The sequence below is a fragment of the Pseudomonas violetae genome (assembly GCF_023072615.1).
GTDB lineage: Bacteria > Pseudomonadota > Gammaproteobacteria > Pseudomonadales > Pseudomonadaceae > Aquipseudomonas > Aquipseudomonas violetae.
In genome coordinates this window covers 18,395-33,561 of sequence record NZ_JAKNRW010000033.1, presented here as the reverse complement: position 1 = coordinate 33,561, position 15,167 = coordinate 18,395, and the positions used below count along the sequence as shown (strand labels likewise).

At 57.1% G+C, this 15,167-nt stretch carries 11 protein-coding genes; 6 read left to right on the top strand and 5 right to left on the bottom strand.

The window, feature by feature from the left end; all coding sequences use genetic code 11:
* Nucleotides 1-128: 128 nt before the first annotated feature.
* On the bottom strand, nt 129-659 hold the full coding sequence (locus L9059_RS25070) for a ferritin-like domain-containing protein (protein ID WP_247293521.1): 531 nt from the start codon (nt 657-659) through the stop codon (nt 129-131).
* Nucleotides 660-1,046: 387 nt separating this feature from the next.
* On the opposite strand from L9059_RS25070, the gene L9059_RS25065 reads away from it, so the two are divergent.
* Nucleotides 1,047-1,937 carry an esterase/lipase family protein gene (locus tag L9059_RS25065; RefSeq protein ID WP_247293519.1) on the top strand — a complete coding sequence of 297 codons (891 nt, stop codon included), beginning with the start codon at nt 1,047-1,049 and terminating at the stop codon, nt 1,935-1,937.
* A 62-nt stretch (nt 1,938-1,999) separates the two neighbouring features.
* On the opposite strand, the gene L9059_RS25060 is transcribed toward L9059_RS25065, so the two are convergent.
* Entirely contained in the window at nt 2,000-2,887 is an 888-nt protein-coding gene (locus tag L9059_RS25060; RefSeq protein ID WP_247293518.1) for a DMT family transporter, read from the bottom strand.
* A 180-nt stretch (nt 2,888-3,067) separates the two neighbouring features.
* Between L9059_RS25060 and L9059_RS25055 the strand changes: the two genes are divergently transcribed.
* Nucleotides 3,068-3,376 (top strand): PsiF family protein, encoded by a 309-nt coding sequence (locus tag L9059_RS25055; RefSeq protein ID WP_247293517.1) that lies wholly within the window; start codon nt 3,068-3,070, stop codon nt 3,374-3,376.
* Between the two features lie 196 nt (nt 3,377-3,572).
* Nucleotides 3,573-4,586, top strand: coding sequence for an AI-2E family transporter (locus L9059_RS25050; protein WP_247293516.1), 1,014 nt, complete (start codon nt 3,573-3,575; stop codon nt 4,584-4,586).
* A 134-nt stretch (nt 4,587-4,720) separates the two neighbouring features.
* Here L9059_RS25050 and L9059_RS25045 read toward each other — a convergent pair whose 3' ends face one another.
* A complete protein-coding gene (locus L9059_RS25045; protein WP_247293515.1) occupies nt 4,721-5,995 on the bottom strand; it encodes an Hsp70 family protein in 1,275 nt (424 codons plus the stop codon).
* A gap of 195 nt (nt 5,996-6,190) precedes the next feature.
* Between L9059_RS25045 and L9059_RS25040 the strand changes: the two genes are divergently transcribed.
* Nucleotides 6,191-7,138, top strand: coding sequence for a DnaJ C-terminal domain-containing protein (locus L9059_RS25040; protein WP_247293514.1), 948 nt, complete (start codon nt 6,191-6,193; stop codon nt 7,136-7,138).
* A 23-nt stretch (nt 7,139-7,161) separates the two neighbouring features.
* Entirely contained in the window at nt 7,162-7,467 is a 306-nt protein-coding gene (locus L9059_RS25035) for a chaperone modulator CbpM (RefSeq protein WP_247293513.1), read from the top strand.
* 75 nt (nt 7,468-7,542) lie between these two features.
* Here the strand turns inward: L9059_RS25035 and L9059_RS25030 are convergent, their stop codons facing one another.
* Complete coding sequence (locus tag L9059_RS25030) at nt 7,543-8,463, bottom strand: RHS repeat-associated core domain-containing protein (protein WP_247293512.1); 921 nt, start codon at nt 8,461-8,463, stop codon at nt 7,543-7,545.
* 79 nt (nt 8,464-8,542) lie between these two features.
* Nucleotides 8,543-9,694 (bottom strand): sensor histidine kinase, encoded by a 1,152-nt coding sequence (locus tag L9059_RS25025; RefSeq protein WP_247293511.1) that lies wholly within the window; start codon nt 9,692-9,694, stop codon nt 8,543-8,545.
* A gap of 254 nt (nt 9,695-9,948) precedes the next feature.
* Between L9059_RS25025 and L9059_RS25020 the strand changes: the two genes are divergently transcribed.
* Entirely contained in the window at nt 9,949-15,150 is a 5,202-nt protein-coding gene (locus L9059_RS25020; RefSeq protein WP_247293510.1) for an NEL-type E3 ubiquitin ligase domain-containing protein, read from the top strand.
* Nucleotides 15,151-15,167: the final 17 nt, after the last annotated feature.

Below are 15,167 nucleotides of genomic sequence, written 5' to 3'. Positions count from 1 at the left end.
CCGAAGGGTTGTGCGCTCGAGAATAAATTCATGCGGAAATTAATCAATCTTTATTCTGTGACTGCAAATTTTCATTGAGTCAGTCAGGAGGCCTTGTCATCTTTTTCACGACAAGGCCTTAGCATGAGTTACAAATCTTTCAATATGTCCGCCATGTCATCCGCATGCTCTTCTTCCTGAGCTAGGATGTCTTCGAAAATACGCCGGGTAGTTGGGTCTTTCTCCCCAAGGTATTGAATGATTTCCCGATAACTATCTATTGCAATCCGCTCGGCTACCAGGTCTTCATAGACCATCTCTTTCAAAGAGTTACCGGCCACATACTGCGCATGGGAGTTTTTCGACAGCAAGTCAGGATTAAATTCCGGTTCGCCCCCCAATTGCACAATCCGCTCGGCCAGCCGGTCGGCGTGCTGGCCTTCCTGTTTGGCATGTTCGAGAAACTCCTCGGCCGCCACGTGCGCTTTCAAACCGTTGGCCATGAAGTAGTGACGCTTGTAGCGCAGCACGCAGACCAGTTCAGTGGCCAGCGACTCGTTAAGCAGGCGCAGTACTTCGTCGAGGTCGGCGCTGTAGCTTTCGGTCACTGCTCCATTTTCGACGTTCTGCCGGGCGCGGGCGCGCAGGGTGGTTACATCAGACAAATGCATGTCGCTCATCTCGTTCTCCTGGAGGCTAATCCGGTTGGCGTCACGGCTCTGGGGGGCGTGATCGCTACTTAAGGTGTGAGTAATGAGCGCGCTGAAAAGTTTTATGCGATTTTCGGCTGTCCGTCAGATGCGCGTTAGCGTGGCAGCAGGCCAGACATTTGCGTCCGAGCGCACCTTCCAGGTCTCGGTCGCCGAGGCCGAGCAGCCCCTGCTGACGCTGGCCAGGAGTTCTAGGTGGCCTGGTGGTCTCTGTCGGGTTGATCGTGGCAGGCGTCGCGGGGTTGAAGTAGGGTGAATGAGCTGGACGGGTCTTCGATTTGTCATCTGTATTGGTGATGCTTGGCTGATGTCTTGCATTGCGCTTGCCCTACCCGTCCTTCACAAGGAAGTCCGTCAATGCTGCAAGGTACAGCCCCGCGCTACCCATTGGTGCTGGTCCCGGGAATGCTCGGTTTTGTCCGGTTGCTGCTCTATCCTTACTGGTACGGAATCATTTCGGCGTTGCGCCGGGGTGGTGCAACCGTGTTCGCGGTACAGGTTTCGCCCCTCAACTCCAGCGAAGTTCGCGGCGAGCAACTGCTGGCGCGGATCGACGAGATCCTGCGGGAAACCGGGGCCGAGAAGGTCAACCTGATCGGCCACAGCCAAGGCTCACTGACCGCACGCTATGCCGCTGCCATGCGTCCTGACCGGGTGGCGTCCGTGACTTCGGTGGCGGGGCCCAATCATGGTTCTGAACTGGCGGACTATCTGGAAAAGCACTATCCGGCGCACAGCGCCAAAGGCCGAGTGCTCAGCGTGTTGCTGCGCTTGGTCGGCGCAGTGATGAGCCTGCTCGAAACCGGTTATCGCGGGCCGAAGTTGCCGGTGGATATCCCGGCGTCCCACCAGTCACTGACGACGGCGGGCGTGGCGCTGTTCAATCAACGCTATCCCCAGGGCTTGCCGCTGACCTGGGGTGGACAGGGGCCGGAACGGGTGAATGGGGTGCGGTACTACTCGTGGTCGGGCACCTTGCAACCGGGCAAGACCGATCGCGGGCGCAATCTGTTTGACGGGACGAACCGCAGTTGCCGGTTGTTCGCCAGAACTTTCGTGCGGGAAGCCGGGCATTGCGACGGAATGGTCGGACGCTACAGCTCGCACCTGGGCATGGTGATTGGCGACGCATATCCGCTGGATCACTTCGACATCGTCAATCAGTCGCTGGGGCTGGTGGGGAAGGGCGCTGAACCGATCCGCCTGTTCGTCGAACATGCGGCGCGGTTGCAGGCTGCCGGGGTCTAGCACGCCACAGTCTGTGGGAGTGCTGTCATTGTGTGGCAAGGCTTGCCCGCGATGGCGTTGGATCAGGCAATACCTTTGCTGCAGCCAAGCACCAATGTCCAGCGCTCAGACAGTATTACCCCACCCAGGGTCAACACCCCGCCCACCAGGTGATAAAGCGCCAATTGCTCATGCAACACCACGGCGGCAATTAGCGCGGTGATCAGCGGCAGCAAGTTGAAAAACAACGTGGTCCGGCTCGGTCCCAGGCGTACCACGGCTTGCATCCACGCCAGTGGCGCCAGCATTGAAGCCAGAAGGCAGGCGTACAGCACCAGCGGGATATTTTGCAGGGTCGGGCCGATTTTCGGCGAGGCAACGAACAGCGGAAACAGCACCACTATCGCGACCAGCACCTGCAAATACAGCAACACCAGCGGTGGCAAGCGCAGTTGCCACTTCTTCAGCAGCGTGCTGTAGATGGCGTAAGCCAGGGTGGCAACCAGCATCATCGCATCACCCAGGTTCACCCCGTGCTCCAGCAATACCCCGAGACTGCCGGAAGACACCACCACCAGCACGCCGGCAAACGACAGCACGGCACCGGCCAGTGCTCCCGCCGTCAGGCGCTGGCCGAGGCTGACGATCGCCATGGCCAGCGACATCAACGGCATCAACGACAGGATGATGCCCATGTTGGTCGCCGACGTCAGGGTGGCGGCAAAGTACGCCAGGCTCTGATAAACCGCCATGCCCAGCACGCCGAGCACAAAAATTCGCCCCAGATTTGGACGAATCAACGGCCAGTGAGCGATGACCGGTTTAAGCATGAATGGAGTGAACAGAACACCGGCCAACAGCCAGCGGTAAAAGCCGATCTCGGCCGGAAATATCGCCCCTACGGCGAGCTTGTTGATCACGGTGTTGCCCGCCCAGATAAAGATTGCGAGCAGGGGGTAAGCGTATTGCATCAGGAACAACCAAAACATTAATGAGGGGCGATTATCCCCGCCTGCGCAGCGCAGATCCACGTCAGCGAGCGTATGGCGGTAAACCGACGCTACATCGTGAAAGCAGGAAGGTGTAACAGGTGTTGTCTACACTTCAGCACAAGGCCGCGTTCCTCCGTGCGGCGACCAGGAGAAAACTCTATGAAGATGTTGCGTGCCCCCTTGTTGATGATTGGCTTGCTGCTCTGCTCCCAGGGTTTCGCGGCCACGGCCCAACAAAACAAAATGACCACCTGTAACGCCGACGCTACGGCCAAGAGCTTGAAAGGGGATGAGCGCAAGGCTTTCATGAGCACCTGCCTGAAGGCGGCGCCGGCAGCCAACGATGACGGCAAGGCGTTGACCCCACAGCAGGCAAAAATGAAAACCTGCAACGCCACTGCGGCCACCCAGGCGCTCAAAGGTGATGCGCGCAAAGCGTTCATGAGCGAGTGTCTGAAGAAAAAATAATCCGCTGTGGGTGATGGCCCTGTCGCGGGCAAGCCTTGCTTCCACAAGATCCGGCGGTGCGACGATTCGACTAGCCTGCGGTTGGGACCGCAGGTCCCACGCAGCCCCGACAAAAGTCGACCTACACATTACCTAGTGCTGAGTCCGGAACGCTGGCAGACTGCCAATCCTTTTACGCCGTTCGTTTTGAGGCTGTATGCCGACGTTTTCTCAACGCCAAGTCTTGCTGGTCATCAGTTGGATCATCATCTTTGGTGGTTTGTTGTTGGTGCTTCCCCTGCGGCTGCTGCCAAGCCTGCTAGCCGGGTTGTTGGTGTTCGAACTGGTCAACATGCTGACCCCACAGTTGCAGCGCTTGATCGAAGGTCGGCGCGCGCGCTGGCTGGCGGTGGCGTTGCTGGGCACGCTGGTGGTCAGTGTGCTGGCATTGATTTTTGCTGGGGCGATCAGCTTCCTGTTGCACGAGGCGGAAAACCCCGGCGCCTCTCTCGACAAGTTCATGGTCGTGGTCGATCGAGCCCGCGGGCAATTGCCGCCGTTCATCGATGCCTATCTGCCTGCCAGTGCCGCCGAATTCCGGGTAGCCATCGGCGAGTGGATGAGCAAGCACCTGAGCGATTTGCAACTGGTCGGCAAAGATGCGGCGCACATGTTCGTGACGTTGCTGATCGGTATGGTGTTGGGGGCAATCATCGCCCTGCAACGGATTCCGGACCTGACCAAACGCAAGCCGCTGGCAGCCGCGCTATTTGATCGCCTTCACCTGCTGGTGCAGGCATTCCGCAATATCGTCTTCGCGCAGATCAAGATTTCGCTGCTCAATACCTTCTTTACCGGGATCTTCCTGGCAGTGGTGCTGCCGATGTTCGGCATCCATCTGCCGTTGACCAAGACCCTGATCGTTCTGACCTTCCTGCTGGGCTTGTTGCCGGTGATTGGCAACCTGATGTCTAACACCCTGATCACCATCGTCGGTTTGTCGCTGTCCATCTGGGTGGCAGTGGCTGCGTTGGGGTATCTGATTGTTATCCACAAGCTCGAGTACTTCCTGAACGCCCGCATCGTCGGCGGGCAGATCAGCGCCAAGTCGTGGGAGTTGCTCTTGGCAATGCTGGTGTTCGAGGCCGCATTCGGCCTGCCGGGGGTGGTGGCGGGGCCGATTTATTATGCTTACCTGAAAAGTGAATTGAAGCAGCTGGGGATGGTTTGATCAAATGTTGATCGATTCCGTGGCGAGGGAGCTTGCTCCCGCTGGACTGTGTAGCAGTCCTCTGCTTTTTCAGGGATAAGACGGGGCCGCTTCGCGGCCCAGCGGGAGCAGGCTCCCTCGCCACAGGGCTACGGTCAGTCCATCGTGCCGTAACGCTTGCTAGCCTCAATCGCCAGCCCGCTACCAATGCTGCCAAAGATGTTGCCTTCCACGTGCCGGGCATTGGGCAGCATGTCCGATACGCTATTGCGCAGCGCTGGAATACCGCTCGAACCACCGGTGAAGAACACCGTGTCCACCTGGTCAACCTGCACGTTGGCGTCGTTGAGCATCTGGGTCACGCTGTTGCGCACGCGTTCGAGCAGTGCCTCGATGGCTGATTCGAACAGCGCGCGGGTCAGTTCCACGCTGAGACCCGGCTCAATGCGGTCCAGGGGCACATGGCGGTGATCGGCATGGGTCAGCTGGATCTTGGTTTCTTCCACTTCCATGGCCAGCCAGTGCCCGGCGCGTTGGTCGATCAGCTTGAACAGCCGATCAATGCCGCCGGTGTCCTCGATGTCGTAGCGCATGCTGCCTAGGGCCAGGGTCGATTTTTGCGAGTACACCGAGTTGATGGTGTGCCAGGTAGCCAGGTTCATGTGGTGGCTGGTGGGCATGTATGCGCCGCTCTTCATCCGGCTGCCATAACCGAACAGTGGCATTAGGCCCTGCAAGCTGAGCTGCTTGTCGAAATCGGTCCCGCCAATGTGCACGCCGCCGGTCGCGAGAATGTCATCGTGACGGTTGTCGTTGTGCCGACGGTCGGGCGAGAGGCGTACCAGCGAAAAATCCGAGGTACCACCGCCGATGTCGACGATCAGCACCAACTCTTCTTTCTCGATGGTCGACTCATAGTCGAACGCGGCGGCAATCGGCTCGTACTGGAACGACACATCCTTGAAGCCGATGGCCCGGGCCACGTCCACCAAGGTGTTTTCAGCTTCCTGGTCGGCCATTTCATCGTCATCGACGAAAAACACCGGGCGGCCCAGCACCACTTCTTCAAATTCCCTGCCAGCGGCTGTTTCGGCACGCTGTTTCAGCTGACCGATAAACAGCCCGAGCAGGTCCTTGAACGGCATCGCGGTGCCGAGAACGCTGGTGTCGTGCTTGATCAGCTTGGAGCCCAGCAGGCTCTTGAGCGAGCGCATCAGCCGGCCTTCGTAGCCTTCCAGGTACTCGTGCAGCGCCAGGCGGCCGTACACCGGGCGGCGTTCTTCCATATTGAAGAAGACCACCGACGGCAGGGTGATCTTGTCGTCCTCCAGCGCGATCAGCGTTTCCATGCCAGGCCGTATCCAGCCGACGGTGGAGTTGGACGTGCCGAAGTCGATACCACAGGCACGAGCTGGAGATGCGTTTTTCATGTCTTTCGAGTTCCGGTTAAAAAACGGCCGCGCAGTGTATGCCACTGCGGCACAGATTCGAAGGCCGACTATCCGCTAAATCGAAGCGAATAGCGCCTTGAAAGACTATCCTTTGCCCCAAACTTGTCTGCATCGAGCCTGGCGGCGCATGCTGTGGGTGGCAGAACGATTTTGATAACGGATGGTGATCCTTAGATGGACTTCAAAGACTATTACAAGATTCTCGGTGTGGAGCCGACAGCGGACGACAAGGCCATCAAGGCGGCCTATCGCAAGCTGGCGCGCAAATACCACCCTGATGTCAGTAAGGAAAAGGACGCCGAGGCCAAATTCAAGGACGCCTCGGAAGCTTATGAAGCGCTGAAAAGCGCCGACAAACGCGCCGAATACGACGACTTGCGCAAATACGGCCAGCATGGCCAGCCGTTTCAGGGCCCGCCAGGTTGGCAGGGTCGTGGCGGCGGTGGCTTTGGTGGTGGTCAGGACACGGGCGATTTTTCGGACTTCTTCAGTTCGATCTTCGGCAATCGTGGTCCAGGTTTTGGTGGTGCACAGCCGGGTCGTAGCGCCGGGCGTCGAGGGCAAGACGTGGAAATGGAATTACCGGTTTTTCTGGAAGAAACCCTCTCGAACGAATCGAAGAAGGTCAGCTTCCAGGTGCCGCAGTACAACGCTGCCGGCCAGCACGTCAGCAACACCAGCAAGAGCCTGAACGTGAAGATCCCCGCTGGCGTGACCGACGGCGAGCGCATCCGGCTAAAGGGCCAGGGTGCACCGGGTGTGGGTGGCGGCGCCAATGGTGACCTGTACCTGATCATCCGTTTTGCCCCGCACCCGAAGTACGACGTCGAGGGCGAAAACCTGATCATCACGCTGCCCCTGGCACCTTGGGAGTTGGCGTTGGGAACCGAAGTCGCGGTGCCGACCCTGACCGGCAAGATCAACCTGAAGGTTCCGGCAGGCAGCCAGAACGGTCAGCGTATGCGCGCCAAAGGCCATGGCCTGTTGAACAAGGCCGGCGAGCGTGGCTACCTGTTCATCCAGCTCAAGGCCGTCATGCCCAAAGCCTCCAGCGATGAGGTCAAGGCGTTGTGGCAGGAACTGGCAGAGAAAGCTGCGTTCAACCCAAGAGAGAACTTCTGATTCAACAGACGGAGTAGCCCATCATGAGCAACCCCCTGATCGTTCATCTGGACCTGGCCGAATTCTGCGAAGCGACCGACTTGTCGGACCTCTACGTGATCGAAATCGTCGAGCACGGCATCCTCGAACCTCAGGGCTCGGCACCCAAGGATTGGCGATTCAACGACTACGAACTGGCCCTGGCCAAACGCGCCGCCAAGCTGCGGCGCGATCTGGAGCTGGAGTGGGAGGGTGTTGCGCTGGCGTTGGAGTTGCTGGAGGAAGTCCAGCAGTTGCGGGCGGAGAATCGGATGTTGAGGCAGCGGTTGGGGCGGTTGGTAGTGGAGTAGTTGGTAGCACGCTACCGTTGGCGCCCCATGGGCGCCTTCACCATAACCAATTAGGAGAGCACCGGTGAACTCCATCTATTTACCACGTCGAACTTCAAGTAACCTGCGCTGTGTTTCATTCAAGTCCACTAGATCAAGAGTACTTTGAGTTTTGGTGCCATCTTCATGCCATCGGACACGGAGGTCGAGAATAGTTCCGTCTTCCTGCTGCGCTCTGTAGGTCGTAGGAACTACAGCCGTTGAACTTTGAGCTTGAATTGTCGGACGGCTTCCGGATGACCCTGGTGATGAAAAGGTCTGCGCTGGGGCAGGCGTTGAGCTTCGTCCATCGACGCCGTAGGCGTTGCTCGCGAGGCCTTGAAAAAAACCGGGCTGAGCAGGTTTTTTCAAGTCGCGCCTTGGCGGTGGAGGCGAGGAGTGATCCCCATAACCGTCCGGTAGCCCTCTGTCTCTATTTTTTCGCACCCGAGGGGAGACAGGGGCAGAGTTAGTATTGGCTGGCACCGTACCGTTTACCCTATCTGATACCTGTTGGAACGTGGCATTTAAAGGATTAGGAGGAGATGCTTCTACTCTTCGATAATTGCGCGCCTTAAAGGCTCTTTTAATATTCCGCGGCCATTTCATAGGATTAAAATGCCCCGTGGGGTCAGATCCCATCACGGGCTCCCCGTTACAATACATATACGCATTCAATCCCCCCGCCTCAAACGGACTCCAACCATCCGGGCTGTGAAAGCGCATCAAGAGCGGATTGTAAGCGCGATAACCCTTGCCCAGTAAATACCATTCGATGCGCTTTTCACGCAGTTCACCGTTGAAACCCAATTGCGTGGCTGGTTTCTGCAGCGCGGTCTGGTGTCCATAGGCGCAGTAAGCGATGGAGTTGGTTCGGCCGCCTGCAAGTTCGGCCACGATTGAGCTCTTGCTGTCTGTTGCCAGCAGCAGGGTGCGCACCAGATCTGAAGCAGGATGATTATCTACTGAGCTGGGCATGGGTGGCCGTCTGTGACGAAGGGTTCATTTTTTCAGTGTGAAGATTTTTCTCCGTATCGGGAACTAGCAGAACTGATAGTCAGGACGACGTTTTGGCGAGCCCTCTAATGATCCGGGGCAACACTACAGTGAACAGTGTGCCGTCGATTTCGCTGGAGCTGACTTCGATCGTTCCTGCGTGGGCGTCCACCACTTCCTTGACAATAAAAAGCCCCAGGCCCAGGCTGGTGGACGGTTGGCCCAGCTCTTCGTCGGCGCTGCGCACCAGTGGGTCGAAGAGGGTGCCGATGGCGTCATCCGGGATGGGTTTGCCGAAGTTGTGCACCGTCAGGCGTACGACATCGGGTTCGCCGGTCAGGGTAATGGTCACATCGCGCTTGTTCAAACCGTGTTGCAAGGCGTTGCCGATTAGATTCTGCAACAACTGAGCAACCCGTCCAGCATCCCACTCACCCCGGGTGTTGCCCAGTATGACCAGTTTCGGGTCGCACTCCGGATTGCCAGCGCAGGCCTCGCCAATGGCAGCTTGTGCGGCATCGGCCAGGTCCATCGGCGCAGATTCGATCGGCAGGCTCTTGCCCAGGCGGCTGCGCACCAGTTCCAGCAAATCGCTGACCATCACGGCCATGTGCCGGGCGCCACGCTTGATGTTGTTGGCACAGGCCAGGGCATCGCCCTCAAGCTTGGCTTTGCGCAGTAACAACTCAGTGGACATGCTCACCGCTTGCAAGGGCGCCCGCAGATCGTGGCCAAGTATTGCCAGGAAGATGTCCCGGGAGCGATTGACCTGTTCGGCATAGGCGGCCGTGGACTCCGCGAGGGCTTCGTCGATGGCTTCGTTAAAGCGGATCATGTCCTGGAAGTAGGCCAGGTCTGGTGAGTCCAGGCTCTCGACCCAAAGACGGATCACGCAGGCGCGCAGGTGACGGAACTCGCTGGTCATCTGCACCAGGTCAAAACCCACCGTATGCCGCAGCTCACCGTGGCTGGCGCCGGCCTCATACAGGCTCGGGGTTTTCTCGGGCCCCTCACCTTTGGACTTGGCCATTTGTTCGCTGGCACTTTGGGCGGTGCTCATGTCCCGCGCTGCGGCGAGCAGGATGACACGGGCGTGGTCGCGCAACGCGACGCCGTCCATGTGCTCAGCTGCGGGGGTGATGGTGCTGGCGAACTGCTCCCATTCATCGACGATACGGTCTACGTGTTGCCTGATGAATTCGGGTAGGCGCATGGCCGATAACCTTGTTGGGCAGGAAATTCATTGAATTGTGGCGCATTCGGGCGCCGTTGTCGTTCTTCAACGCCTCAATGGTTCAAGGTTCTCGTCTCGCTGCAAAAAAAGGTGGTGCATGATTGTTATTTACTGCAGTTAATTTAATAAATAAATAAGCATTCATTGCGCAATTGAGCAGATTTTTACTGTGTTTTGTTGCCCGGCAGAAGATTAGATTGATATTCATATGAACTGCATATGGATCGTGCAAAATGTCTGAACACATGAAAGTAGATGTTACACCTGATGTGCCCGAAAAAAACGACAAGGGTATTCACTTCGACTTTATAAAAAACAGCATTCCTGCGTGTCTGGTGGGTGCTCCACCCGCTCGGCGCAAGGCGCTAAAAGACACCAGGCCGGATTTACCCCAATGGTATGAAAAATGCTCGACCGAGGAACAGGCCGAATTAAAGAACCTGGTAGAGGCCGACTGTCATGCCCAGAGCCAGTGGGACAAGGTCCTCAAAGATGTGCAGGACATCACCACGTACGCCAAACCCCTGCTAATCGCGGCGTTGGCCGAAGCGGGTGTTGAACTGGACGTGGAGAAAACCTGGCTGCGACTTTATTACCCGCTGGAGTACAAGTTTTTTGGCATTCCGGTGGGTGTCAATACGGACGGAGTTCGCAGTAGAACCTTCTCCTTGTTGCAGGCGGCGTTGCATAACTTCGAAGGCTTCGAGGCCGAGGAGGGCTATTTTGACAGGGAGTCCAGCTTCATTACCGAGCCCGACTCCCTGGGGCACTTCGATGTTATTCGGCCCACCCTGAAAATCCAGCAGTTCGTGACGATTTGTCGAAAGCTGGATATCGGTGGGCAGTATGAAAAACATGTAAAAGACTTTTTTTTCGTGGAGGGCGCCAGGCTCCAGGAAATCCGTCAACCGTTCATCAATAGTAAAAAAGCAGCCATAAAGGTCGCCGCCTATGCGGCCTTGCTGAAAGCTGATGTCGAGCTCAAACATTACAAGTTGTTAGTTGAATTGGTCAATGACAAGGAAATCATCACGGATGATGATATCCGGCGGCGAATCAGCTATAGCCCGCTGCGTTTGATGGGGTATGAAATCGCCGAATGTGCGCTGTTCTTTGCGACTCACGAAAATAGATACGACGGCGGCTATGTTATTGCCTACATCCCGGACGATCCCCAGCACCCGATTAAAAAGTATGCGTCGTTTGCCGAGTTTGAAGAGGAACTCACCCATCAGCTGATGTACCGACCGCAGGGCAGCAGGATCGACAGTGGCCGGGATGTACTCACCGAGTATCAGCGGTTTTTCAGCCGTTTTATTTCGGAGAAGGATCGGGGCCGCTTCTTTCTGCGTTTCACCCAGAAAGTTCTGGATTCGCCATCCAATGCTTACTGGATGCAGCAAGTGCGCAATCATCTCAAGTTTCTTGAGCCGGCTTCACGCCTGGTCGGTCCCATCGTCGACCGGCACTGGCGGCGCGATCCACTGGAAAATATTGATTTGCATGTGCAGATTTCGATCAATAGCCAGTGGCTGGGCATGTCCGGTATCTGGCTTGAAATGTTCCTGCAGAACCGCCGGCATACGCTCGAGAACGCCCAGGTGCTGGCCGTGTCCACGGCTGCCGAGGATGACCTCACCCGTGAACGCCGACTGGCCAATTACCTGAATGTCGGCATGTTTATCGTAGGCATTGCTGCGTTTTTTGTGCCACCGGCAGGTGCCGCGATGATGTTGATCACCGCCAACCAACTGTTGTCCGAGACGATCGAGGGCGTTCGCGAGTTAAGTCAGGGTGACAAGGAGGCGGGTTGGGCGCATATCACCGATGTCGTGGAGAACCTGGCCACCATGGCGGAGTTGGCACCCCTTTTCCACTACGCGGTTTCACCGTTTATCGAGGGGCTCAAAGCCGTCACCCTTCCCAGTGGCAAGACGCGTTTGTGGAAGCCAGACCTCAAACCCTATCAGTTGGACATCAAGTTGCCGGAAGGCTCTCGGCCCAATCAGCGGGGCCTGCATCGCTACGATGGCCAGGATATTCTGCCGCTGGAGGGCAATCACTACTCAGTGCAGCAGGAGGCGGCTACGGGTAAATACCGGGTCCAGCATCCGGCCCGGCCGGATGCGTATGCCCCTGAGTTGCACACCAACGGCTCCGGTGCCTGGCGTCATGAGCTGGAGCAGCCTCGGACCTGGCAGGGGCCTGAGTTGATGAAACGCCTGGGGCATCTGGTCAGTGAGTTCAGCGATAGCGAGCTGGAACAGATTCGCCGTGTGAGCGACACGCCTGAAGACGTCTTGCGCCGGATGCATGTCGACAGCGAGCCGATGCCAGTGATGTTGGCCGATACGATCAGTCGATTTGACGCGTACAAGGAGATCGAGGCATTTATCGCGGACATGCAGAGTGACAGCGCATCTGCCAAGGATCATTCGATTAATCAACTGTATGTCATGACGCGTTATGGCAAGTGGCCGGGTACCGTCTCGATCCGGGTGATCGACCCTCAGGCCCAGACGGTCTGGCGATACGTCAGCGGGAGCGCGCAGGGTGAGATACGTACCGTGCAAATACAGGATACGCAGCTGCGCAATGGGGAATTATTGCCAACGCTCCTTGAAGCCCTGGATGAAAACGAAACCAATACGATACTGGAGCAAACGCCTGGAACCCTGCGGGGTTTTCTGAACGAACGAGTCGCGAAACTGCGTGCAAACATCGCCAAGGTTGCCGAAAGCCGCAAAGCTCAGATGCTCAATGATCTGTACAAGGTCAAGGTCAATACTCGCAACCCTCGGGCTAATTTAATTACAGCGCGTTTCCCCGGTGTGCCCATGACCGTAATCGAAGACCTCCTGGCCGATGCCAGTAGCGCTGAACGGCAACAAATGGCCAAGTGGGACTTCGCCGACAGGCTGCAAACCAAGCCCATACCGCTAGGGCTGGCGGAGGCCTTGCGTTTGGCCCAGCGCGAAACGCGCTTGGCGCGTGCCTACGAAGGGCTCTATCTGGACGCGCTGATCAACCCGGATACAGAGAGGCTCGCGCTTAATACGCTGAAGAAGCTACCCGGTTGGCCAAGTGAATGGCGTATTGAAGTCCGAGACGGTTCGTTCAATGGCAAGCTACGGGCCAGTGCCGGCGTCGAAGGGGCTGAAAGACGCAAGGTGCTCGTGCGCAACACTGATGGCCGGTATGAAGCTCGTGACCATAATGATCTTGAATTGCACGAAGCTGACGATTTCTTCCGCGCCCTTCAACATGGCTTGCCCGACGCCCATCGCACTGCGTTAGGCCTACCTGACGTGGGACAGGGGCTAGAACTGAAAACGTTGATCGAACAGCATCTGCTCTCTCGGGAGGAGCTGCGTTCGGTGTTAAAGATGCAGCCGATCAAACCCGGTTTCAAGGCACCCTGGCGCTGGACCAATGGCCGCCTGGGTTATCCGTTGAGTGGCCGTGGGGCCGGCGAGAGCCCGCTGCTGGCAGCGGACAAACGTAGGGTATTGAAGCTTTTTCCCGATTATACCGATGCACAAATCGACAAGTTTCTGGAGCAGGTGGGCGACCAGCGTGAGACCTATCTGCTCAATTTTGAGGCGGAACTTAGAGGCTTGCGCAACCAGTTGCGGGAATGGTCGTCAACACATTCGACGCGCGTTCTGCCGGATGGACGCGAAGTCGCTGTCGAGCAGTATGAGAAGCAAGTCGTCGCGAGTTTGCTCGAGCGGTGCTGGCAGAAGCGCAACGGGACAATGCGATACGAGGAGGGCGGTCATGCAATGGGATATGAACTCAACCTGCAAGGTCGCACAGTCGGGGAGCTTCCTGCGCTAACCGGTTACTTTTCTCACGTGCGCTTTCTGGACCTGAGCAACTTGGGGCTTACAGAGGCACCCACTGCTTTCCTTGATTCATTTCCGTCTATTGAGCAGTTGGAAATGCAGTACAACGGGTTGAATGAATTCCCGACATCGGTCACTGAGAAACCTTCACTGATTTATCTGGATGTTTCCAACAACAACATTACGCTGACGGAACAAACCGCCGGCGCCTTGGCCAGGTGGGATCATCTCGAATATGTGCAACTGAGCCATAATCCGCTCGGGCGTCTCCCTGACTTCAGTCAGATGACGAAATTGGTCGACCTGCGATTGCAGGCCACCGGCCTGACCGAATGGCCTGTCGGGCTCCGTGATCAGCCGGAATTGGCCATGGTCGATTTGCGGGATAATCAGCTTGCCTCGTTTCCTGAATGGGCCGTGAACCCATCCGCGGAACACGCGGCTAACATCAACAAGGTGTTGGAGGTCACCGAGCTCAACGGCAACCCCCTTTCAGATCAAGGCATGCAGCAGTATGCGGACATTCTGACGCGTATCTACCTGGATGACGATCAAGCCGGATTGATGCCTGTTCCCCCGGATGTTCCCACTGAGCGTGGCGCGCTAGGTGGCACTTTAGCGCCCTCGGCGCAGCGGGTTGAACATTGGTTGAAAGACCTCCCGGCAACCGAGCAGGCCTCCAGAAAAGCCCAGTGGGCACTGCTGGACGCTGAAGCTCTGGAACGAGAAGCACCAGGAGCGGAGGCTGGCAGAACGGTCAGTAAGAGTGAAGAGTTTTTCAGATTGCTGGAAAAACTGAGAGAAACCGCCGAGTACAAAAAGGCCTACCCGGATCTCAAGGCGCGGGTTTGGGCAGTACTGGATGCGGCTGAAGAAAATGCAGTACTGCGTCGCGAGTTGTTCAAGGCGGCGGGCGAGCCAGAGACTTGCAGTGACCGCGCCGCATTGGTGTTCAGTGAGCTGGAGATCAAGGTACAGATTCATAAGGCCTTGGCGCAGGTCGGGGCCGAGGGTGCAGGTGTTAAATTGCTCGAGTTGGCCAAAGGTCTCTTCCGTCTGGACGAGGTTGAAGCCTTTGCGTTGAATGACATAAAAGAGCGCATTCAGGTGGTTCTCCGGTCCAACACATCGGTACGTGAAAAGGGCAACCAGCTGTTGCTGATGGATCAAATCGAAGTGCGGCTGTCTTATCGGGTGAACCTGCGGGACAGGCTCGACTTGCCCGGGCAGCCAACGCTGGCTGAATATACCGGCCACCAATACGTGCCACGATCAAAACTGCGGGCAGCCGAGCAGCATGTAAACAGTCTGCGGGATTCGAAGTCAGAGATTGAGTCGATCGCTCGCCGTGACTTCTGGGGCGAGTACCTGAAAGAAAAGTATCGCTCCAGATTCGATCTGGCTGACGAGCCAATCTACGAACGCATGGAGCAGCTGGATATAACCAAGGGAGCATTGACCAGTGCACAATACAACGACAAGTTTGCGGCGCTGGCCGCAGAAAAAAGGCTGGCGGAGCGAAAGCTCATTGATCTACTGACTCCGCAGGAAATACTCAATCTGGAAGACGTCGACAGCACTGCCTGACAAACTGTGGTGGATGA

Bases quoted from the DNA above. Each gene is read 5' to 3' on its own strand.
- L9059_RS25070 (WP_247293521.1), bottom strand. From the start codon at position 659: ATGAGCGACATGCATTTGTCTGATGTAACCACCCTGCGCGCCCGCGCC.
- L9059_RS25065 (WP_247293519.1), top strand. From the start codon at position 1,047: ATGCTGCAAGGTACAGCCCCGCGCTACCCATTGGTGCTGGTCCCGGGA.
- L9059_RS25060 (WP_247293518.1), bottom strand. From the start codon at position 2,887: ATGCAATACGCTTACCCCCTGCTCGCAATCTTTATCTGGGCGGGCAAC.
- L9059_RS25055 (WP_247293517.1), top strand. From the start codon at position 3,068: ATGAAGATGTTGCGTGCCCCCTTGTTGATGATTGGCTTGCTGCTCTGC.
- L9059_RS25050 (WP_247293516.1), top strand. From the start codon at position 3,573: ATGCCGACGTTTTCTCAACGCCAAGTCTTGCTGGTCATCAGTTGGATC.
- L9059_RS25045 (WP_247293515.1), bottom strand. From the start codon at position 5,995: ATGAAAAACGCATCTCCAGCTCGTGCCTGTGGTATCGACTTCGGCACG.
- L9059_RS25040 (WP_247293514.1), top strand. From the start codon at position 6,191: ATGGACTTCAAAGACTATTACAAGATTCTCGGTGTGGAGCCGACAGCG.
- L9059_RS25035 (WP_247293513.1), top strand. From the start codon at position 7,162: ATGAGCAACCCCCTGATCGTTCATCTGGACCTGGCCGAATTCTGCGAA.
- L9059_RS25030 (WP_247293512.1), bottom strand. From the start codon at position 8,463: ATGCCCAGCTCAGTAGATAATCATCCTGCTTCAGATCTGGTGCGCACC.
- L9059_RS25025 (WP_247293511.1), bottom strand. From the start codon at position 9,694: ATGCGCCTACCCGAATTCATCAGGCAACACGTAGACCGTATCGTCGAT.
- L9059_RS25020 (WP_247293510.1), top strand. From the start codon at position 9,949: ATGTCTGAACACATGAAAGTAGATGTTACACCTGATGTGCCCGAAAAA.